We start from the raw sequence: 17213 nt of genomic DNA on the forward strand, positions 1-17213 counted from the left end.
GTCGCTCAGCTTCGTGTCGACAGGGACGGACCGGCTGCGAAGAATCCGGTGAAAGGCAGCCGCGCGAACAGTCCGGAGCCGTAAAGGACCGCAAACAGCAGGCATGCCGCAAAAAACAGAACAGGCCACCAGCGACTCAGGATGCCGACGGGCCGGCCGAACACCTCGGCCGCGGCCTTGCGCAGGATTCTTCGCGACACAGTGTGTTTTTCCTCGCAGTAGGCGCCAAGCAGTGCCCGGTCGCAGATGACGTTGATCAGGCGAGGTATGCCGCCGCTCAGCCGACCGAGCAGGCGCAGGGCTTCCCTGCCGAAGATCGGACGGGTGACGCCCGCCTTGTGCAGGCGATGGTTTACGTAGGCCGCGATTTCGGAACCGGACAGCGCCTCGAGGTGGAAACGCGCCGTGATGCGCTGGGAGAGTTGCCTCATCTGCCGGGTTTCCAGCAGGCTCTTCAGTTCCGGCTGGCCGATGAGAATGATCTGCAGCAGCTTGCGTCGACTGGTTTCGAGGTTGGTGAGCAGCCTGACCTGCTCGAGAACGCTTGGCGCGAGGTTTTGCGCCTCGTCGATGATGAGGACCGGGCTCTTGCCGGCGGCATGGGCCTTGAGCAGAAAAGTGTTGATGGCGTCGATCAGCACCTTGTTGTTGACGTTTTGCCGTGGGCGGACGATGCGAAATTCGTCGCAGATGGTTTCGAGCAGTTCCCGTTCCGACAGCCCGGTGTTGACGATGTAGGCCACCAGCACTTGGGCCGGAAGCTGCTCCAGCAGACAGCGGCACAGGGTGGTCTTGCCGGTGCCGACCTCGCCGGTCAGCAGCACGAAGCCCCCGGTGCGCACGCCATAGATCAGGTGCGCCAGCGCTTCCCGGTGCTGCCTCGACAGGTAGAGATACTGGGGATCCGGAGCGATGGAAAACGGCTGTTCCCTGAATCCGAAATGTTCCCTGTACATGATTGTGTCGCGACCGGATCCCCGACAGATGGTTGGCATGTCAAGCAGGCTGCCGAAAAGGCCCGGCTGCCAGGGAACCGAATCTTTTCGAACAGGCTGGTTTTCGGCAGGTTGTCACTTTATCAGCATTTCTCCGGCGACTCAACGCCGCCGGACGGCGAAGTTGACAGATCGACTGCAGAAAGGATAGCCTGCGGGATGAGAATCCCGAAACCGCAACCCGTTGAAAGGAGCCACCATGTTCAAAGCCGAGGCCGGAGATACGGTCACCGTCAACTATGTCGGCAGATTGGCCGACGGCACCGTTTTCGATTCGTCCGAAGGACGCGACCCCCTGAAATTCATCGTCGGCCGTAAGGAGGTCATTGTCGGCTTCGACCGCGCCGCCCTCGGTATGGTTGCGGGCGAGAAAAAGACCGTGACCATCCCCTGCGACGAAGCCTATGGTCCCGTCCACGAAAAACTGATCGAAACCGTCGAGCGCAGCATGCTGCCGGACGACATCGAACTGGTCGAAGGCGGCCAGCTGCAGGTCACGCGCCAAGACGGTCAGGTGATGTATTTCATGATCGACGCCCTGACCGACGAGACCGTCACCCTCAACGCCAACCATCCCCTGGCCGGCAAGGATCTGACCTTCGAGATCGAAATGCTCGACATCAAGAAAAAACCGGTCTAGGCCAGTCGCGCAGCGTTCCATGTCAGCACGTAGTTGTCAGCAAAGGATGCGCCGGCTGTTCGGCCGGCACATCCTTTTTCCATGCCTGCTCGTCATGCTGTCCGTCGGCGCGCTCCACGCCGAAGGGACCACGGAAGCGAGCGTCAACATGCGCAAGCAGCTGCCGGCGAGGGAACCGGAGGAGAGCATTCTCGACCTCACCTTCGGCTCGCCGCCACCTCTGGCCACCGAAAGAGGCATTTTGATCATCGATGCCTTTTTCGACCGCAACGGCAACGGCCGTCACGATCCCGACGAGGATGAACTGACCGACAAGATCACCTGCAGCCTCGACGGCATCGACTACAGCGTCCCCGCCTTCATACCCGGCCTGCCCTACCAGGAGACGTTCGAACTGAGCTGCAGCGGCGAACAGTACACGCCCCGGCTCGACGATTCCGAGATATTTGTCAGCAAGAGAGGACAGATTCTGCACCTCGATCTGCCGTGCAGCCGGGTGCGCTGAATCAAGGTTGTCATGCTGGGCACCCTGCTTCCCGTCATTCTTCCTCTCGTTCTGCTGCTGGCCCTGCTCTTCTGGCCGGCAGCCCGTGTCCTGGCCGCTCCCTATCTGCCGCTGCTGCCGCCACTGGTCCTGGCGGGCGGTTTCTTTCCCGCCTGGCGGTTCAACCGCGGCCGGCCGGCCCTGGCGCTTCTGCTGCTGGCGGCGACCGGGCTGGTCCTGACATTCCCTCCGGCGGGTCTTGCACCCGAACAGCTGCGCCCGCTCCTGTCCCTGCTGTTGCCGGCCGGGATGGTCCTGTTGCTGCTGTTGCCCGAACGGGGTTTTTTCAGCCTTTCGGGTCTGTTACGCGCTGGCCTCTTCTCCCTTCTGTGGGCCGGGGCCCTCTTTTGCCTGTGGCGGCAGCCGGAGAAGATCCTCGCCCTGTTGCAGACCGAATGGGTTCAGCTGCCAGCCGGACTTGGTCCGCTTCCGGCCCAGCCCATCCTGCTTGGCTGGCTGTTGCTGATGGTTGCCGCCCTTTTCTGGCTTTGGCGCTGTCCGGGCCCCATCGAAGCGGCCCTGTTCTGGACGGCACTGACGGGTACCGTCGGACTCTACTGGACCGGCCCTCTCGACATGGGTACCTGGCTGGGTCTGGCCGGACTCGCGCCCTGCCTGGCGATCATCGAAATGACCCACGGACTGGCCTTTCACGACGAGCTGACCGGTCTGCCGGGACGCCGGGCCCTGAACGAGGCACTGAACCGCCTGGCGGGCCGCTACACGGTCGCCATGGTCGACATCGACCATTTCAAGGGATTCAACGACCGCTACGGACACGACGTCGGCGACCAGGTGCTGAAGATGGTGGGTTCCCGCCTGGCCCGGGTCGACGGCGGCGGCAAGGCATACCGTTACGGCGGCGAGGAGTTCACCCTGCTGTTTGCCGGCAAGAGCGTCGATGCGGCCATGCCCTTCGTGGAACAGGTTCGAATCGAGGTCGAACAGGCCGGCTTCGTCCTGCGCCGCCGCCTGCAGCGGCCGCGCAGGAAACCGCGGAAACCCGGGAAGCGCATGGAGCAGAAACGGCTGAGCGTCACCGTCAGCATCGGCGTGGCCGAACGCGGCAAGGGGGAAAGCCCGGACGAGGTGGTCAAGCGCGCCGATCAGGCCCTCTACCGGGCCAAGCAGGGCGGTCGCAATCGGGTCTGTCGCCAGGGGATGGGCTAGAGCAGCCGGCCCTGATGTTCCGGCTCGGCCGGCCAGAACGTTGCCGCCGGGAGGATTCTGGTCACCGGCGGCCGGCGCCGAACAGAGCCTTGTCCACGACGCGGCTCACTGGCCTTCTTCCTGCCGGGTGACCTCGGCCCAGGTGCCGCCGGTGATTTCGGGCAGCTTCTCGACGGCGACGGCGACGGCCGAACGGGTGGTGCCGGCAGCAGGATAGACGGTGACGAAGCGCTGCAGGCTCAAATCGAGATAGAGGGGAATCTCTGGCGGCAGCAGGAAGGGACAGACCCCTCCCGGCGGATAACCGACCGTCTCGACCACCTTTTCCGGCGGCAGCAGGCGAACCTTGCCGCTGAAGCCGCTGGCTTTCTTGATGCAGGCGGAGTTGACGCGCGTATCGCCGGCGGCCAGCACCGCGACCGTGCGCCGACCGACGGTCAGCAGGATGGTCTTGGCGATCTCTCCGACCGAACAGCCGACCACCCTGGCGGCGGTTTCGGCCGTCGGTGTCGGTTGCTCGTATTCCACCACCTGCAGTCCGAATCGGGACAGATAGGCCTTGACTTCGCTGATGTCGGGCATGGACCTTCCTTCGTCTTATGTCTTCTATCGCCCGCCACTTCGGGCGACCAGCCGGCCGATGGCGCCGTTCAGTTCGGTCGGCCGCAGGCGCGCCTCGGCCACCAGCAGGCCCCAGGTCGTCTTGCCGTCTTCCACCTTTCGGACAAGGTCGACCGGGCTGCGCCCGAGCAGACGGCCGAGAACGCAGCCGGCGATCAGCTGCCGGTCGTCCGTCCCCCGCTGCCGCAGGGTATGCAGCGCCCCGGCGTCGACGCCGAGCCCTTCGGCCAGCATCCGGTCGATGACGGCCGCTGCCAGGGCGTCGTCATCCCTTTTCGCCGGCGACAGCTCCTGCAGGATTCGCTTCGGCGCCAGCGCGATCCAGCTCGTGCCGCCGCCCTTTCTTTCGAGCCAGGAGCCGGCACCCTGCCCGGTCTTTCGCTCCAGGTAGAAAGCCAGCCAGAGATCGCGCGAGGCGACGCCGGACATGCGGGCGCGAACGATCTCCTTCTTGTTCTTGGCGAACAGGTGGGCCAGCAGGCTGTTCTGGCAGGTGGCCAGGATATAGTCGTCGGTGGCAGCCGGGCGCGCGGGGTCGAATTCGCGGTCGCGAAAGCAGTGGCATTCGATGGCCGGCATCGCCCAGGCGTTGCCGACGCCAAAAACGACAAGCAGCAGCAGGATGAGGACTCGGTTCATGATCGTATCCTTTCTCCCCCATTCTGCGCATTGGCGCCGCCCTGTCCTTGACGAGGGTCAAGGTCCGCCGCGTGCCGGATCAGCCAGCAGCGGTGGATGGGCGGCCGGCGGCCGAAGTCGGGCGGCAGGGAGGGTTCGGTCCAGTCCTCCACCGACCAGCGCCGTTCGACTTCGGGATCGAGCCTGAACCCGCGCCTGTTGGTGGAAAAGATCAGCAGGCCTCCCGGCGCCAGTCGGCGCATGGCCAGCTCGAGCAGCTTCACCTGGTCGCGCTGCACGTCGAAGGTGCCGGCAAAGCTCTTCGAATTGGAGAAGGTCGGCGGATCGCAGAAGATCAGGTCGTATTCGGCCCGCTCCCGCCGCAGCCACTCGAAACAGTGGGCGCGCACCAGCCGGTGGCGACGGCCGTGAAAGCCGTTCAGGCGCAGATTCCTTTCGGCCCAGTCGAGATAGGTGCGCGACAGGTCGACGCTGGTCGTCGTTTTCGCGCCGCCGGCGGCGGCGTGCACCGTGGCGCTGGCCGTGTAGCAGAAGAGGTTGAGAAAGCGCCGGCCGGCGGCCAGTTCACGGATCAGGCGACGGGCCGGCCGATGGTCGAGAAAGAGCCCGGTGTCGAGGTAGTCCTGCAGGTTGACCAGCAGACGCAGTCCGTCCTCCTCGACCTCGAACAGCTCTCCCTTGCGCGCCAGCGGCCGGTACTGTTCCCTTCCCTTCTGCCGGCGCCGCTCCTTGCAGTAGAGGCGATCGGCGGGCAGGCCGCATTCCTCCAGCAGAATGCCGACCGCGACCTCCAGCCGGGCCCGGGCCAGGCGCTCGTCGACATGCGCCGGAGGCAGAAATTCCTGGACGTGAAGCCGGTCGCCGTAGAGATCGACCGCCAGGCCGAACTCGGGGATATCCCGGTCGTAGATGCGAAAACAGGCGATTTGCTCTTCGTTCGCCCAGCGCTGCAGGCGGCGCAGATTCTTGCGCAGCCGGTTGCGGAACATCTCGCCGTCCCGGCGGGCGCGCTCCTGCCAGGGACTTTCGGCCCGTTGCCGGCGATGTTTCGGGCTCAGGTCGAAGAGATAGAAGCGGCAGTCGAGGGGACCGTTTTTGACCCGGCTGGAGCGCTTCGCCGCCCATCCGGTGGCCCGCGCCAGGTCGGGGTCGCCGGTCAGCAGGCCGGCCCGCCAGCCGGAAAGCGCGGCGAAGAGTTCGCCGATGCCGGCATAGAGGTTCCTGAGGGCCAGCCGGTCGCCGAGACGCTCGCCGTAGGGCGGATTGACCACCAGCAGTCCCGGACCGTCCGGCAGTTCGGCGGCGGCCAGCTCCTCGATCCGCCGCGCGCGCACGACGACCTGGTCGGCCAGGCCGGCGGCGGCCAGATTGCGCCGCGCGATGGCGATCATGTCGCCGTCGGCGTCGAAGCCGAGAATCCGGGGCACAAGCGGGCGGTGCTCGTCGGCGATGGCCGCGGCTTCGTCCCTGAGCTCGCGCCAGAGATGCGGCCGGTGGCCGGGCCAGGCCTCGAATCCGAACCGCTCCCGGCGCAGTCCCGGGGCGATGCGGCCTGCGATCATCGCCCCTTCGAGCAGAAAGGTGCCGGAGCCGCACATCGGATCGAGCAGCGCAGCGCCGCTCTTCGCCAGCTCGGGCCAGCCGGCCCTGATCAGCAGGGCGGCGGCCAGGTTCTCTTTCAGCGGCGCCTGCCCCGCCCCGGTACGGGTGCCCCGCCGGTGCAGGCCCGGACCCGAAAAGTCGAGATAGAGGCGCGCCTCGTTCCCGGCCAGAAAGAGGTGAAAGCGCACGTCCGGGTTTTCGGTGTCGACATCCGGCCGGCGACCGGTCTGCGCGCGCAGGGAGTCGACCAGGGCGTCCTTGACCCTGAGAACGGCGAAGCCGGAATGGTCGAGCGGCGAGCGGCGGCTGGTGGCCGACAGGGCGAAGCTACCACCGTCAACGACATGCTCCCGCCAGGCAAAGCTGCGGGCGGCGCGGTAGAGATCGTCGTAACCGGCGACCTGCCAGGTCGCCAGCTCGAGCAGCACCCGGCTGCCCAGACGCGACCAGAGACAGAGGCGGTAGAGAGTGTCCAGTTCGCCGACACCGCCGACGCCGCCCTGGGTCAGGCGCAGCTCGCGGCCGCCGAGTTCGGCCAGCTCGGCCTGCAGAAGTTCTTCCAGTCCTTGCGGTACCGGAACGAAGAAACGCATGGCGGATCCTCTGCCAGGGTGTTGAGAAACGTCATGACGGCAGGCACGCCGACCGCAACGGTTTTGCGTCAGCCTGCCAACGAAAAAACCCCAGGGCGTGTCGCCCTGGGGTTGATTCTCTGGAGCGGGAAACGGGATTCGAACCCGCGACTTCGACCTTGGCAAGGTCGCACTCTACCACTGAGTTATTCCCGCTTGTCGGTGTTGCCCTTGCGAGGCGGGGCAATTTATAGCAAAACGAAACTGGCAAGTCAAACAAAAAAATCACTTTTTTCGGCTGGCGCCGAAAGTCCTGAAAAATCGGCTATTTTCTTGAAATCACGCTGAAAAACCGCACCAGGTAGTCGAGACCGGAAACGACGGTCAGCACCAGGGCGATGACGAAGAAAAACATGCCGACCTTGTGCATGTCGACATGAAAGAGCTCTATCGGCAGTCCGAAGAACCAGTAGAAGTCGTAGTGCAGCATCAGCCCCGGCAGGGCGCTCATCTGGAAGATGGTCTTGTACTTGCCCAGGGGGCTGGCGTCGATGACCACACCCTCTGAGGACGCGATTGAGCGCAGGCCGGTGATGATGATCTCGCGCGACAGGATGACCAGCACCATCCAGGCGGGCACCCTTCCCAGGGGGATGAGCATGATCATCACCGCCATCACCAGCAGCTTGTCGGCCAGCGGGTCGAGAAACTTGCCGAACACGCTGACGACCTGCCACTTGCGTGCCAGCCAGCCGTCGAAGGCGTCGGTTATGGCGGCCAGGCCGAAGACGCTGGCCGCCCACATGCCGGCAGCGCGGCTGTCGTAGGTCAGCAGCCAGGCGACCAGGGGAACGGCGAGGATGCGCCCCATGGTCAACAGGTTGGGCAGATTGAAGATTCCGGTTCTGATATTCACAATGTCGGCTCTGTCTGCTGGCGAAAGATTTCGAAGTAATGCCTGACCTTGCGGACGTAGCGTTGCGTTTCCGGATACGGGGGGATGCCGCCGTATCTGCGCACCGCCGACGGACCGGCGTTGTAGGCGGCCAGGGCCAGGTCGAGATCGTTGTCGAACATGTCGAGCATCCGCCGCAGGTAACGGCTTCCGCCACGGATATTATCGACGACATCGAGCGGATTGACAACATCCAATTCGGCCGCAGTTCCGGGAATCAGCTGCATCATGCCCATGGCCCCCTTGCGGCTGACCGCTTCCGGTTCGAAATCGCTCTCGACCTTGATCACCGCACGAATCAGGGCCTCGTCCAGGCCGTAGAGCCGGGCGAAATAGTCGATGATGTCATAGATGCTGTTTTCGCGGCTGAAATAGAGCTGCCAGTCGCCCTCGAGCGGGGTGTCGGTAAAGACGACGGAGCCGTCGGGTCTGACCTGACGGTAGATTTCGGCCGGCGCCGGCCGGGCAACCGCCAGAGCCAGGCCCAGGACCAGGCATGCCGGCGGCAGGCATTTGCGGACGATCTCTTTCATACAGAGGGCCTGTATACCCCAAAAGGCCTGAAAATTCAACAGACTATGCCCATTGAATTTGGTTGACACGATGGGAAGCGGATGCGGATAATGGAGAATCGTGTCAACCTGGAGCCCGATTCCCAACCCGTCATGGCGGACGGCATGTGCGGCACTCTCCGCCCGCCCGGTAGTGCGTTTATGAAAATAACATCCGATTTTCTGGTTATCGGCAGCGGCATCGCCGGCCTCTCCTACGCCCTCAAGGTGGCGGATCACGGCACCGTCTGCATCGTTACCAAGAGCAAGAGCGACGACAGCGCCACCAACCTGGCGCAGGGAGGCATCGCCGCCGTCAGCTCGTCCGCCGACAGCTTCGACCAGCACGTCGAAGATACCATGGTCGCCGGCGCCTGGTTGTCCCGGCCCGACATCGTGCGTATGGTCGTCGAAAGCGGTCCGGAGGCGATCCGCGACCTGGTGCGCTGGGGGGTGCAGTTCACCCGCCGCGACGACAACACCTTCGACCTGACGCGCGAGGGCGGCCACAGCCAGCGGCGCATTCTCCACTTCAAGGACATGACGGGCCAGGAGATCGAGCGGGCCCTGGTCGAGGCGATCAGCCGGCACCCGAACATCACCGTCTACGAAAACCATATCGCCATCGACCTGATCACCGCCCGCAAGATCGGTGCCGGCGGCGAGGGTGACCGCTGCCTCGGCGCCTACGTGCTCGACCAGGCCAGCAACGAGATCATCACCTTCGGTGCGCCGATCACCACCCTGGCCACCGGCGGCGCCGGCAAGGTCTACCTCTACACCTGCAACCCCGACATCGCCACCGGCGACGGCGTCGCCATGGCCTACCGGGCGGGAGCGACGGTGGCCAACATGGAATTCATGCAGTTCCACCCCACCACCCTCTTCCACCCGCACGCCAAGTCCTTTCTCATCTCCGAGGCGGTGCGGGGCGAAGGCGCCATCCTGCGCCGGGCCGACGGCACCGCCTTCATGGAAAGCTACCATTCCCTGAAGGATCTGGCGCCGCGCGACATCGTCGCCCGCGCCATCGACAACGAGATGAAGATCCACGGCGATGACTGCGTCTTTCTCGACATCACTCACAAAAGCGCCGACTATCTGAAGGACCGTTTTCCGAACATCTACCGCAACTGTCTGCGCTACGGCATCGACATGACAAAAGAGCCGATCCCGGTGGTTCCCGCCGCCCACTACCTGTGCGGCGGTGTCCGGGTCGACGCGCACGGCGAAACCGACATCCCCAACCTCTTTGCCATCGGGGAAACGGCCTGCACCGGCCTGCACGGCGCCAACCGGCTGGCGAGCAACAGCCTGCTCGAGGCGGTCGTCTTCGCCGACCGGGCGGCGGCCCGCTCGCTGGAGAGGCTGGAGCACGAGGCCAGCCTGCCGCTCTCCGTCCCGGCCTGGGACAGCGGCAACGCCACTGACAGCGATGAGGAAGTGGTGGTCGCCCACAACTGGGACGAAGTGCGCCGCTGCATGTGGAACTACGTCGGCATCGTCCGCTCGACCAAGCGGCTGTTGCGCGCCGAGCGCAGAATCCGGATGATCCAGGAGGAAATCAACGAATACTACTGGGATTTCCACCTTACGTCCGACCTGGTCGAGCTGCGCAACATCACCACCGTGGCAGAGCTGATCATCCGCTGCGCCCTCGCGCGCAAGGAGAGCCGGGGGCTGCACTACACCATCGACTATCCGCAAACCAGTGAAGCGTGGAACAGGGACACCCTGGTCCGCAGGGATGATTGATACAGGAGTTTTCGTTTTGGATTTCGACCAGATTCGCGAGGAGATCGACCGGCTCGACAGCGAGCTGCTGCGCATTTTCAACCGGCGGGCCCAGCTGGCCCTCGACATCGGCGCCCTGAAGAAGGAGCGCGGGCTGCCGATCTACGACCCGGACCGGGAAAAGCGCATCCTTGAACGGGTACAGCAGGACAATCCCGGCCCCCTGTCGAACGAGGCGATCGTCCGCCTGTTCGAGCGCGTGATCGACGAATCCCGCAGCCTGGAGCGGGCCCGCGCCAAAGGAGACTAAAACCATGCTGATCGTGATGAAGAAAAAGGTCACCGAAGAGCAGATCCGGCAGGTGAAGCAGTTTCTCGTCGACCAGGACTACGACTTTCACCAGTCAACCGGCGCCAACCACATCATCATCGGCGTCATCGGCGATACCGCCAAGATCGATCCCGGACAGTTGAAATGCTTCAACGGGGTGCTGGAGGTGTTCAAGATACCGAAAGAAGAGTGAAAAAAGACGGCTCATCCGTGGTGGAGGAGCCGTCAGCTAGTTAGGAGCAAAAATGTCAGGTGATAACTATCTCTGTACAGTCCGAGTGCATTTGCCTGATAAGTGGTTAGGCGATTTCATTTTCAATTCACGATCTCGAAATCCAGAATTCGAAACTCGATTTTAGTTCTTGGACTCATAGACCCTACCGGTGTAGTAAGCTTTTGGACACTGCCATCGACGCGACTCGTTACGCGTTTGGCTAGTCCCGCTGGAATAACGCCACGATGGTGCACAACATCCACATCTATCGGATAGCCTTGCGAATCATAGAAAATCACAAGGCAGTATATGTTTCTAACGTTATCGCGGAGTTTGTTTCGGAGTGAAATGGCATACTCACCGGACTGTAATGTTTCATATGTCCAGGTCAACTGGCCACCAATCACCCCCTCTGAGCCACGACCGCCCAAATTTGACAATATTGATCTCTGAGGCTTTGTCGGTTTTGCTTGTCCTAGTGGCTTTGCCGGGCCTACCTTTTCAAGCAATGACTTCAAATAGTTCGATGGGATTGCGAAGTTCAGGTTCTGTCCACCTTTGAAAGTTGCTACTGAAACCCCGATTACCTCGCCTTTACCGTTCAGCACCGGACCACCACTGCTACCTGGAGAGATAGGGGCTGTAATCTGCAGAAGCTTGTCAGCTCCAATTTCTCGGATACTACTGACGATGCCCTGTGAGAATGTGCCTTCCAATCCCTGAGGGTTTCCAACGGCATAGACGATTTCTCCAACCTGAACAGATTCACTATTGCCAAGGGTAACTACTCCTGCACGAGCACCAGAGATTTTGAGAACCACAAGGTCCCGTTCAGGGTCTACAGCAGTAATGCCCTCGATGTCGTATTTTGTTTTCTGACCGATTATCTTTGCGTATCCTCTTGCGGCACCTTCGACAACATGAAGGTTGCTTGCAATCTCGCCTTTACGAACGAAAAAGCCACTGCCTAGGGAGAGGGGCTGACCGTTAGAGTCTTCCATCACGAGGAGCACGGTTGAGCTGAAGGCCTTCCTTGCTATTTCCTGAGCTGTCTGCGCTAAAACTATAGAGGGTATGGCTGCCAGAAAAATAGTGCTTAAAACAAGTGTAAAGACCTTACGAATTTCGTGTGTCGTTATATTGAAAATGGTGTTAACTTGAGAATATTTTAGCATCAGCAAACCTCCTTTAAGGCGCGAAGCATAAGCTCAGCCCACTTCAAACAATCAAATACTAAGGGTTTCAAGATGGGCTTAGTATCATTCATTTGATCATCCCAAGTAGCCGCATAGAATCTTCAATAAAAGATATAATGTTCTCAGGACACGGGTTTTTTCGTATGTGTGGAGATTTCCGATTTGGTGCTATTCGTGGGCTTAATCCATTGATTTCTTTAACATGAGCAATCCAACACGTCTTTACGGTCAGGCCATACCTTCTCTTAACATCATCTTGTATTTCCTTATAGGTCGCCATTACTTTTTCCTTTTTAGCCCTACCGTTGGGTATGAGTGGTTGAGGAAAACGCCAGATTTTCTCAATCCATCTCCATGTCTTTGTTAGTTGCCACCTTGCTCGTCGCTGTGAGCTGTGGAATCAAGATTAATACCAAGTTGTCTAGCCAAGAATACCTGGTATGCATCGCTGATCTCTTCCTCTAACCGCTCCGACTGCATCACCAGCTCGATAGCTGCCAACGTTGGACTTACGTTCAGAGCATCGGTTTCCACGTCGTCCATCGAGATGCCAAGCGACCCTAAGCGGCTTGCCAAGGAAGGATGTGAGTCCGTTGGGTGACTGAGGTGCGTATCGGCAAGGCCTTTCAAGGCATCAGCCTTGGCGTGCCCTGCAATTACCTCAGCGTATGCCTTGCTTGCGTTGATGAATGCCTTACCCTGTTTGAGAGCCTCTACGGCTGCGTATTGAAGACCTTCCCAGAAACCAGAGAAGGCATGGACCTTTACGAGGGCAGAGGCAAGTGAGCGCCCATCACTTGCTGTGGCACCCTCCTTGTCGGCGGCTAGTTCTCGGTCGCGACTAATTCGACTCTCGGCAACAGAGAATGATTCAAGGAAGTAGCTGAACACAGCAATTGCCGGAAGGAGTGCAATAGCCTTCGTTCCGTCTCCGCCAGTCTCTTGGAGTTCTACGATTGCGTTCGTAGTGCCTCGGTAGATTGGAAAGAACCTCTGACTGAATTTGGTGTCAAGCCCCTTATAATGGCCGAGCTCATGACCAACTATCGCCTCAAATTCCTTCAGGTTGAGAATGCGCATGAGGGGAAGGGAGCAGTAAAGAGTCCGGCCAGTATAACTACCGCTAAGGCATGCCACTTCCGCTTCCGTTACGAAAAAGTTAGGGTCGAGCCCCAAGACGATGTTATCTGGATGAAGGGCGTTCAATCGATCAGCGATCCCTTCGACGCATCTCCAAAGACTCGGTGCTTCATTTTGTGACAGTGCCTTGCCGATTACAACGGTTTGCGCCTTGCGAACGAGCGAGAAGGCGTTACGTGCGATCGCAATGACTCCAACGAGAGCACCAAGCGCAATTGCGCCTATGATTCCAACATGGATCCGCCCGATGAGAGTGGATTCGCCGTAGTAGATCGCCCCCATGGCAACTCCTGCATGTACAACTACAAGGCCGACGAGAACGAGGCCTGTCAGGTATAGACCGGGCTTGAACAACCACAGTAGGAGGCGGCGATTGCCTCGAGCAAGAGAGCCCGCGACTCGAATGACAAGGAGAAGCAGAAGCCCTACGAGCCCTGCGCTCACCGCAGCTCCACTCATGAGATTCAGGTTGTCGTTCGTACTACATATATCACGAAATTCTGAGGGGTTATCTTCACAGAGGCGGTCAAGGGTGAGGTTTGCAACTATAACCGGGTCTGCACCTGGCAACTGCTTTAGGAAAGCTGAACGAAGCTCTGCGTTGAAGTGTTCCTGAATCCCCTCTGCGACTAAAAAACCAATCAGTGGAACTGCAAGGAGAAGGCCAAAAAGCCACATACGGCTAATCATAACGTGATCTCCTTCTTTTGCCATTGGCACCTAACGTCGGAAAAAAGCGGCGCCTCTTTTTGGCACAGGCTGAGCATTGTCCAGCAAGGTCTTGAAAATTCCGGGGACACAATGCCTATTTTTCACCTGATGTAGTACCCCGCAACTTTCCACTACCCATCACCTTCAAGCACCACGGTGACGGTCTCAATGGCTTCTTCTTTGTTCTGAAATTTTGTCTTGAAAAAAATGACCACATACTCCCCGCCTGGTGCTCCAGGCAGGTTGTTCGTATATTTTGCGTTAAGCTGGGAACGTTCCTGGAGAGGACCAAGGGACTTGCGAACTACAGCTACCCGTTGAATCCAGTCTTCTCGACTAATCCCCTTCTGGAAAATGGTGGCGGCCACTGACCAGCTATCGGCGCAGTCCCCATTGTCGACGAGATGTAGAAAGGTCGTTGCGGATTGTATGGCCTGGCGCTCTACACTGTCAGACGCGAAGGCCGGGAAAAGAGTGCCCAACAGGAAGATGGGTACGAAAAGGAAGATTGTAAAAATCGGGAATTTCAATTGCCCCCTCCCCTAATCCTTCATTGCAACACCCTCTGATTAACGGTTTCTCCTCTCCTTGTCAAGAAATTCAGCCAGATACCTGCCCTCTACTCTCCCCCTTTTGGTTCGGTTTCGTTCAGCGTGTTGAAAACAGGTTCTCGGGATTGACGACCGCCAGACTGATGCCGCCGAGAATGATCAGGGCGGCAATGACCAGGCGGATGGAGATTTCTTCGTTGAGGGTCAAGGTAGGGGTCAGGATTGACAATTTGACAATTGCGCTTTCACCCTCTCGAAATGCTCCGCCAAACCGGCATTTGTCGCAATCCGGATTTCCAGCCGGCGGGCCGCCTGACTCAGCCCCGCCAGCTCATGTCCCAGACAGTCTGCCAGACTTGTCAGAGTCATCCCTTCAGATTCACGCACCAGCAACGCCACCATGGCCCGAGCTTCGGCAAGCTTTCGATTCCGACTGCGATCTGCCAACTCCTCCGGGTTCAGGTCATAGGCGGAAGCCACTGTGCTCATGACCTCCTCGACAGACAATTTACGAAGCATTGTCTGCTCGGAACGTGCCATTGCCCTTTCGATAAAAGTATCGTCGCCCAGAACCCGACCCTCAAAGGAGCCCCGATGGAATTCCTTCCGATGTCCTTCGTGAAGGCCATCGCTAACGAATTGCCGATACCGTTCGATTGCTTTGTCCTCTTCCGTTGCCAACTGCCCCAATATCCATTCCGTGGTCAACCAGGGGAACGTCTGCCGGCCGAGATAGGCACCGTGGCTGGACCACGACCATTCGTCAGGGTAATTTGCCATGCCGGCCCGGACCGGATTGAGGTGAATATAGCGCACCAGCTCAAGCAGGTAGCTGTCGGCATCAACCAGCAATGCCTTGTAACGCCCCTGAAAAAGATGTCCGGTCGTCTTGCGTTTGCGGTTGAGGTACTGGGTATAGCGGAAGCTGATGTTCTGCATAAAGCGGGACAGAGGCACCTCACCTACCTGCAAGGCGAGATGCAAATGATTGGACATCAGACAAAAGGCGTGAATCCGAACACCGAACCGTTCGGTGCCTTGCTGGAGCAGAAGACAGAAGCGAGAGCGATCGGACGCATCAAAGAAAATGTCCTGCCCGGCATTGCCACGTAGCATGACGTGGTAGGTGGCGCCTGGGAAATGTATGCGAGGTTTTCTCGGCATGCCTGGCTGTTAAATCGTTTTACCCGTTTGTCAAGCCTGACCCCTTTGGCTCTTTGGCACCTCTCTCCATCATGGTTTCTTACGGATTTCGTCCGAGCGGGGAGGCTGCTCATCATCCCGGTCAGCCGGTCTCTGCCCACCGGTTTCCGCCTGCCGTTTCTTCAGCTGCTGCTTCCAGATTGCGGCTTTTTCCAGCGCATACTGCTGCATGTCTGCCACCTTGTCGGCTTCATCGACAATTTCCCGTCCCAGCAACGCTTCCAGCGCATCTTCCAGGGTCACTATGCCGGAATACTGAAGATAGGAATCATGCACCAGAAAGAGGTGTTCCTTGCGCCTGATAAACTGATCCATGAGTTGGTACACCGGCATATCTTTCGGAACCCGGTGAATGGGTGTCATGATCTCTTTCAGGGGCTGGTTTATCTTCCTGTCCTGAGACGCGGCCTTGAGAATCGTTCTGGCAAATACCAGTCCGGTAATATTGTCAGGCGTCTGTTCAAAAACGGGTATGCGCGAAAAGATGTAAAGGTCATCATACGCCAACGCGTTCTGGATTGTTTCAGCGCCATCCAGTGCAAAAACCACGCTGCGGGGCGTGAGAATGTCCTCGACCTTGACCTGCTTCAGCTGCAGCAGGTTTTCAATCAGCTGACTTTCCTCTTCGGCGAGAATCCCGTGTTCTTCGCTCATTTCCGCCATGGCGGCAATTTCTTCCCGGGTCGGGGCATTGTCGGCGGGTTTTTGGATGTGCTGGGTGATGAGATGAGAAACCCACAACAGCGGCAACAAAATGCGGGTTAGAAACTTGATGATATAAGCCGTAGGCTTGGCCAGCTGCCGCCAATAGGTCACACCTATGGTTTTGGGGATGATTTCCGAGAAATACAGGATCAGCAAAGTCAGGATGATCGCGATCAGGCTTTGCCACTGCACACCGAAAATCCGCACCGCTTCGGCACCGACCCCCGCAGCTCCCATGGTATGGGCAATAGTGTTCAAAATCAGGATGGACGATATGGAGGTGTCGATATCGCTTTTCAACTCCTCGAGGAGCACCTTCACCCGGGAGTTGTCATCCATTGATGCAATATAGGATGGTGTTATGGAAAGCAGCACTGCCTCGAGTACCGAGCACAGAAAAGACACGAACAGTGCCAGTGACAGGTAGAAAAAGAGTAAGCCCATAGAATTCGGCCGGTGTTCCGGTTGGCAGATTGAGTGTCCCCGCGCGACTATAGCTGCCCGATTTTGCCGGTCCGGTTGAAAAACCCCGACCGCCTGGGCGCTCTGCCCCGGCGTAAAACCAGGTACCCGGGAGGGGACTTGCTGATACAACGTCCCAACAACCGCCTATCACACAATTCTACATTAATAATCGCCCCTGAAAATCCACAATTCGCCCTCAGGCGACGATTGCTTGAAATTTGACACTCTGACCCGGAACGATCATGCGCCTCACAAGAGTCGCCAGAGCGCTTTCGCTAAAACTGATGTTCTGCATGAAGCGGGACAGGGGCACCTCTCCTACCTGCAAGGCAAGATGCAGATGATTGGACATCAGGCAAAAGGCATGAATCCGAACCCCGAACTGTTCGGAGTCTTGCTGGAGCAGAAGACAGAAGCGAGAGCGATCAGCCGCGTCAAGGAAAATGTCCTGCCCGGCATTGCCACGCAACATGGCTGACAGGTGGTGCCGGGAAAATGGATGCGGGTTTTTATGGCGGGTTTGGATGTTAAACCGCTTTACCCATTCGTCAAGCCTGACCCCTTTGGTTTCTTCTGCGAGGGTGGATTCAATTTGCAAGTGCACCACCCCTGGCTTCATCGAACACTTCCTGGGGCGTCCGGTAGCCGAGGCACTTTCTCGGCCTGTTGTTCAG

At 59.3% G+C, this 17213-nt stretch carries 18 protein-coding genes and 1 tRNA gene; 6 read left to right on the plus strand and 13 right to left on the minus strand.

Annotated elements, in window-relative coordinates; genetic code table 11:
- Window positions 1–5: 5 nt before the first annotated feature.
- Window positions 6–956, minus strand: coding sequence for an ExeA family protein (locus tag EDC39_RS02560; protein ID WP_148894533.1), 951 nt, complete (start codon window positions 954–956; stop codon window positions 6–8).
- Window positions 957–1194: 238 nt separating this feature from the next.
- Between EDC39_RS02560 and EDC39_RS02565 the strand changes: the two genes are divergently transcribed.
- From EDC39_RS02565 to EDC39_RS02575, 3 genes are read left to right on the plus strand one after another with little or no spacing between them, the layout of a single operon-like run.
- Window positions 1195–1635, plus strand: coding sequence for an FKBP-type peptidyl-prolyl cis-trans isomerase (locus tag EDC39_RS02565; protein WP_148894535.1), 441 nt, complete (start codon window positions 1195–1197; stop codon window positions 1633–1635).
- A gap of 19 nt (window positions 1636–1654) precedes the next feature.
- On the plus strand, window positions 1655–2140 hold the full coding sequence (locus EDC39_RS02570; RefSeq protein WP_187426606.1) for a hypothetical protein: 486 nt from the start codon (window positions 1655–1657) through the stop codon (window positions 2138–2140).
- Window positions 2141–2152: 12 nt separating this feature from the next.
- Complete coding sequence (locus tag EDC39_RS02575; RefSeq protein ID WP_222862822.1) at window positions 2153–3349, plus strand: GGDEF domain-containing protein; 1197 nt, start codon at window positions 2153–2155, stop codon at window positions 3347–3349.
- 105 nt (window positions 3350–3454) lie between these two features.
- On the opposite strand, the gene EDC39_RS02580 is transcribed toward EDC39_RS02575, so the two are convergent.
- The 6 genes from EDC39_RS02580 to EDC39_RS15690 form a co-directional block, all read right to left on the minus strand.
- The gene (locus EDC39_RS02580; RefSeq protein WP_148894539.1) at window positions 3455–3931 is read right to left on the minus strand and encodes a YbaK/EbsC family protein; all 477 of its coding nucleotides are present in this window, start codon (window positions 3929–3931) and stop codon (window positions 3455–3457) included.
- A gap of 24 nt (window positions 3932–3955) precedes the next feature.
- A complete protein-coding gene (locus tag EDC39_RS02585) occupies window positions 3956–4609 on the minus strand; it encodes a hypothetical protein (RefSeq protein WP_148894540.1) in 654 nt (217 codons plus the stop codon).
- Window positions 4606–6804: a bifunctional 23S rRNA (guanine(2069)-N(7))-methyltransferase RlmK/23S rRNA (guanine(2445)-N(2))-methyltransferase RlmL gene (gene rlmKL / locus EDC39_RS02590; RefSeq protein WP_148894542.1), complete on the minus strand. Its 2199-nt coding sequence runs from the start codon at window positions 6802–6804 to the stop codon at window positions 4606–4608. The genes EDC39_RS02585 and rlmKL overlap by 4 nt, the downstream gene beginning before the upstream one ends.
- A gap of 120 nt (window positions 6805–6924) precedes the next feature.
- Window positions 6925–6999, minus strand: a tRNA-Gly gene (locus tag EDC39_RS02595).
- A gap of 109 nt (window positions 7000–7108) precedes the next feature.
- Complete coding sequence (pgsA, locus tag EDC39_RS02600) at window positions 7109–7699, minus strand: CDP-diacylglycerol--glycerol-3-phosphate 3-phosphatidyltransferase (RefSeq protein WP_281289715.1); 591 nt, start codon at window positions 7697–7699, stop codon at window positions 7109–7111.
- Window positions 7696–8271, minus strand: coding sequence for a lytic transglycosylase domain-containing protein (locus EDC39_RS15690; protein WP_148894544.1), 576 nt, complete (start codon window positions 8269–8271; stop codon window positions 7696–7698). Before EDC39_RS15690 ends, pgsA begins: the two co-directional genes overlap by 4 nt.
- Window positions 8272–8451: 180 nt before the next feature.
- On the opposite strand from EDC39_RS15690, the gene nadB reads away from it, so the two are divergent.
- From nadB to EDC39_RS02620, 3 genes are read left to right on the plus strand one after another with little or no spacing between them, the layout of a single operon-like run.
- Complete coding sequence (nadB, locus tag EDC39_RS02610) at window positions 8452–10044, plus strand: L-aspartate oxidase (RefSeq protein WP_148894546.1); 1593 nt, start codon at window positions 8452–8454, stop codon at window positions 10042–10044.
- A gap of 16 nt (window positions 10045–10060) precedes the next feature.
- Window positions 10061–10333: a chorismate mutase gene (locus tag EDC39_RS02615; RefSeq protein ID WP_148894548.1), complete on the plus strand. Its 273-nt coding sequence runs from the start codon at window positions 10061–10063 to the stop codon at window positions 10331–10333.
- Between the two features lie 4 nt (window positions 10334–10337).
- On the plus strand, window positions 10338–10547 hold the full coding sequence (locus EDC39_RS02620; protein ID WP_148894550.1) for a hypothetical protein: 210 nt from the start codon (window positions 10338–10340) through the stop codon (window positions 10545–10547).
- A 122-nt stretch (window positions 10548–10669) separates the two neighbouring features.
- On the opposite strand, the gene EDC39_RS02625 is transcribed toward EDC39_RS02620, so the two are convergent.
- From EDC39_RS02625 to EDC39_RS02655, 6 genes are all read right to left on the minus strand, one after another.
- Complete coding sequence (locus EDC39_RS02625; protein WP_148894552.1) at window positions 10670–11743, minus strand: S1C family serine protease; 1074 nt, start codon at window positions 11741–11743, stop codon at window positions 10670–10672.
- Between the two features lie 384 nt (window positions 11744–12127).
- Window positions 12128–13594 (minus strand): M48 family metallopeptidase, encoded by a 1467-nt coding sequence (locus EDC39_RS02635; RefSeq protein ID WP_187426607.1) that lies wholly within the window; start codon window positions 13592–13594, stop codon window positions 12128–12130.
- Between the two features lie 152 nt (window positions 13595–13746).
- Complete coding sequence (locus EDC39_RS02640) at window positions 13747–14145, minus strand: DUF4019 domain-containing protein (RefSeq protein WP_148894558.1); 399 nt, start codon at window positions 14143–14145, stop codon at window positions 13747–13749.
- Window positions 14146–14382: 237 nt separating this feature from the next.
- Window positions 14383–15330 (minus strand): transposase, encoded by a 948-nt coding sequence (locus EDC39_RS02645; protein WP_148894561.1) that lies wholly within the window; start codon window positions 15328–15330, stop codon window positions 14383–14385.
- A 69-nt stretch (window positions 15331–15399) separates the two neighbouring features.
- Window positions 15400–16518 carry a CNNM domain-containing protein gene (locus tag EDC39_RS02650; RefSeq protein WP_148894563.1) on the minus strand — a complete coding sequence of 373 codons (1119 nt, stop codon included), beginning with the start codon at window positions 16516–16518 and terminating at the stop codon, window positions 15400–15402.
- Window positions 16519–16735: 217 nt separating this feature from the next.
- Window positions 16736–17158: a transposase gene (locus tag EDC39_RS02655; protein WP_148894565.1), complete on the minus strand. Its 423-nt coding sequence runs from the start codon at window positions 17156–17158 to the stop codon at window positions 16736–16738.
- Window positions 17159–17213 lie beyond the last annotated feature (55 nt).

The sequence above is a fragment of the Geothermobacter ehrlichii genome, assembly GCF_008124615.1.
In the GTDB taxonomy this organism is placed as follows: domain Bacteria; phylum Desulfobacterota; class Desulfuromonadia; order Desulfuromonadales; family Geothermobacteraceae; genus Geothermobacter; species Geothermobacter ehrlichii.

Bases quoted from the DNA above. Each gene is read 5' to 3' on its own strand.
- EDC39_RS02620 (WP_148894550.1), top strand. From the start codon at position 10,338: ATGCTGATCGTGATGAAGAAAAAGGTCACCGAAGAGCAGATCCGGCAG.
- EDC39_RS02575 (WP_222862822.1), top strand. From the start codon at position 2,153: ATGCTGGGCACCCTGCTTCCCGTCATTCTTCCTCTCGTTCTGCTGCTG.
- EDC39_RS02650 (WP_148894563.1), bottom strand. From the start codon at position 16,518: ATGGGCTTACTCTTTTTCTACCTGTCACTGGCACTGTTCGTGTCTTTT.
- EDC39_RS15690 (WP_148894544.1), bottom strand. From the start codon at position 8,271: ATGAAAGAGATCGTCCGCAAATGCCTGCCGCCGGCATGCCTGGTCCTG.
- EDC39_RS02570 (WP_187426606.1), top strand. From the start codon at position 1,655: ATGTCAGCACGTAGTTGTCAGCAAAGGATGCGCCGGCTGTTCGGCCGG.
- EDC39_RS02645 (WP_148894561.1), bottom strand. From the start codon at position 15,330: ATGCCGAGAAAACCTCGCATACATTTCCCAGGCGCCACCTACCACGTC.
- EDC39_RS02560 (WP_148894533.1), bottom strand. From the start codon at position 956: ATGTACAGGGAACATTTCGGATTCAGGGAACAGCCGTTTTCCATCGCT.
- EDC39_RS02635 (WP_187426607.1), bottom strand. From the start codon at position 13,594: ATGATTAGCCGTATGTGGCTTTTTGGCCTTCTCCTTGCAGTTCCACTG.
- nadB (WP_148894546.1), top strand. From the start codon at position 8,452: ATGAAAATAACATCCGATTTTCTGGTTATCGGCAGCGGCATCGCCGGC.
- rlmKL (WP_148894542.1), bottom strand. From the start codon at position 6,804: ATGCGTTTCTTCGTTCCGGTACCGCAAGGACTGGAAGAACTTCTGCAG.
- EDC39_RS02585 (WP_148894540.1), bottom strand. From the start codon at position 4,609: ATGAACCGAGTCCTCATCCTGCTGCTGCTTGTCGTTTTTGGCGTCGGC.
- EDC39_RS02625 (WP_148894552.1), bottom strand. From the start codon at position 11,743: ATGCTAAAATATTCTCAAGTTAACACCATTTTCAATATAACGACACAC.
- EDC39_RS02565 (WP_148894535.1), top strand. From the start codon at position 1,195: ATGTTCAAAGCCGAGGCCGGAGATACGGTCACCGTCAACTATGTCGGC.
- EDC39_RS02580 (WP_148894539.1), bottom strand. From the start codon at position 3,931: ATGCCCGACATCAGCGAAGTCAAGGCCTATCTGTCCCGATTCGGACTG.
- EDC39_RS02655 (WP_148894565.1), bottom strand. From the start codon at position 17,158: ATGAAGCCAGGGGTGGTGCACTTGCAAATTGAATCCACCCTCGCAGAA.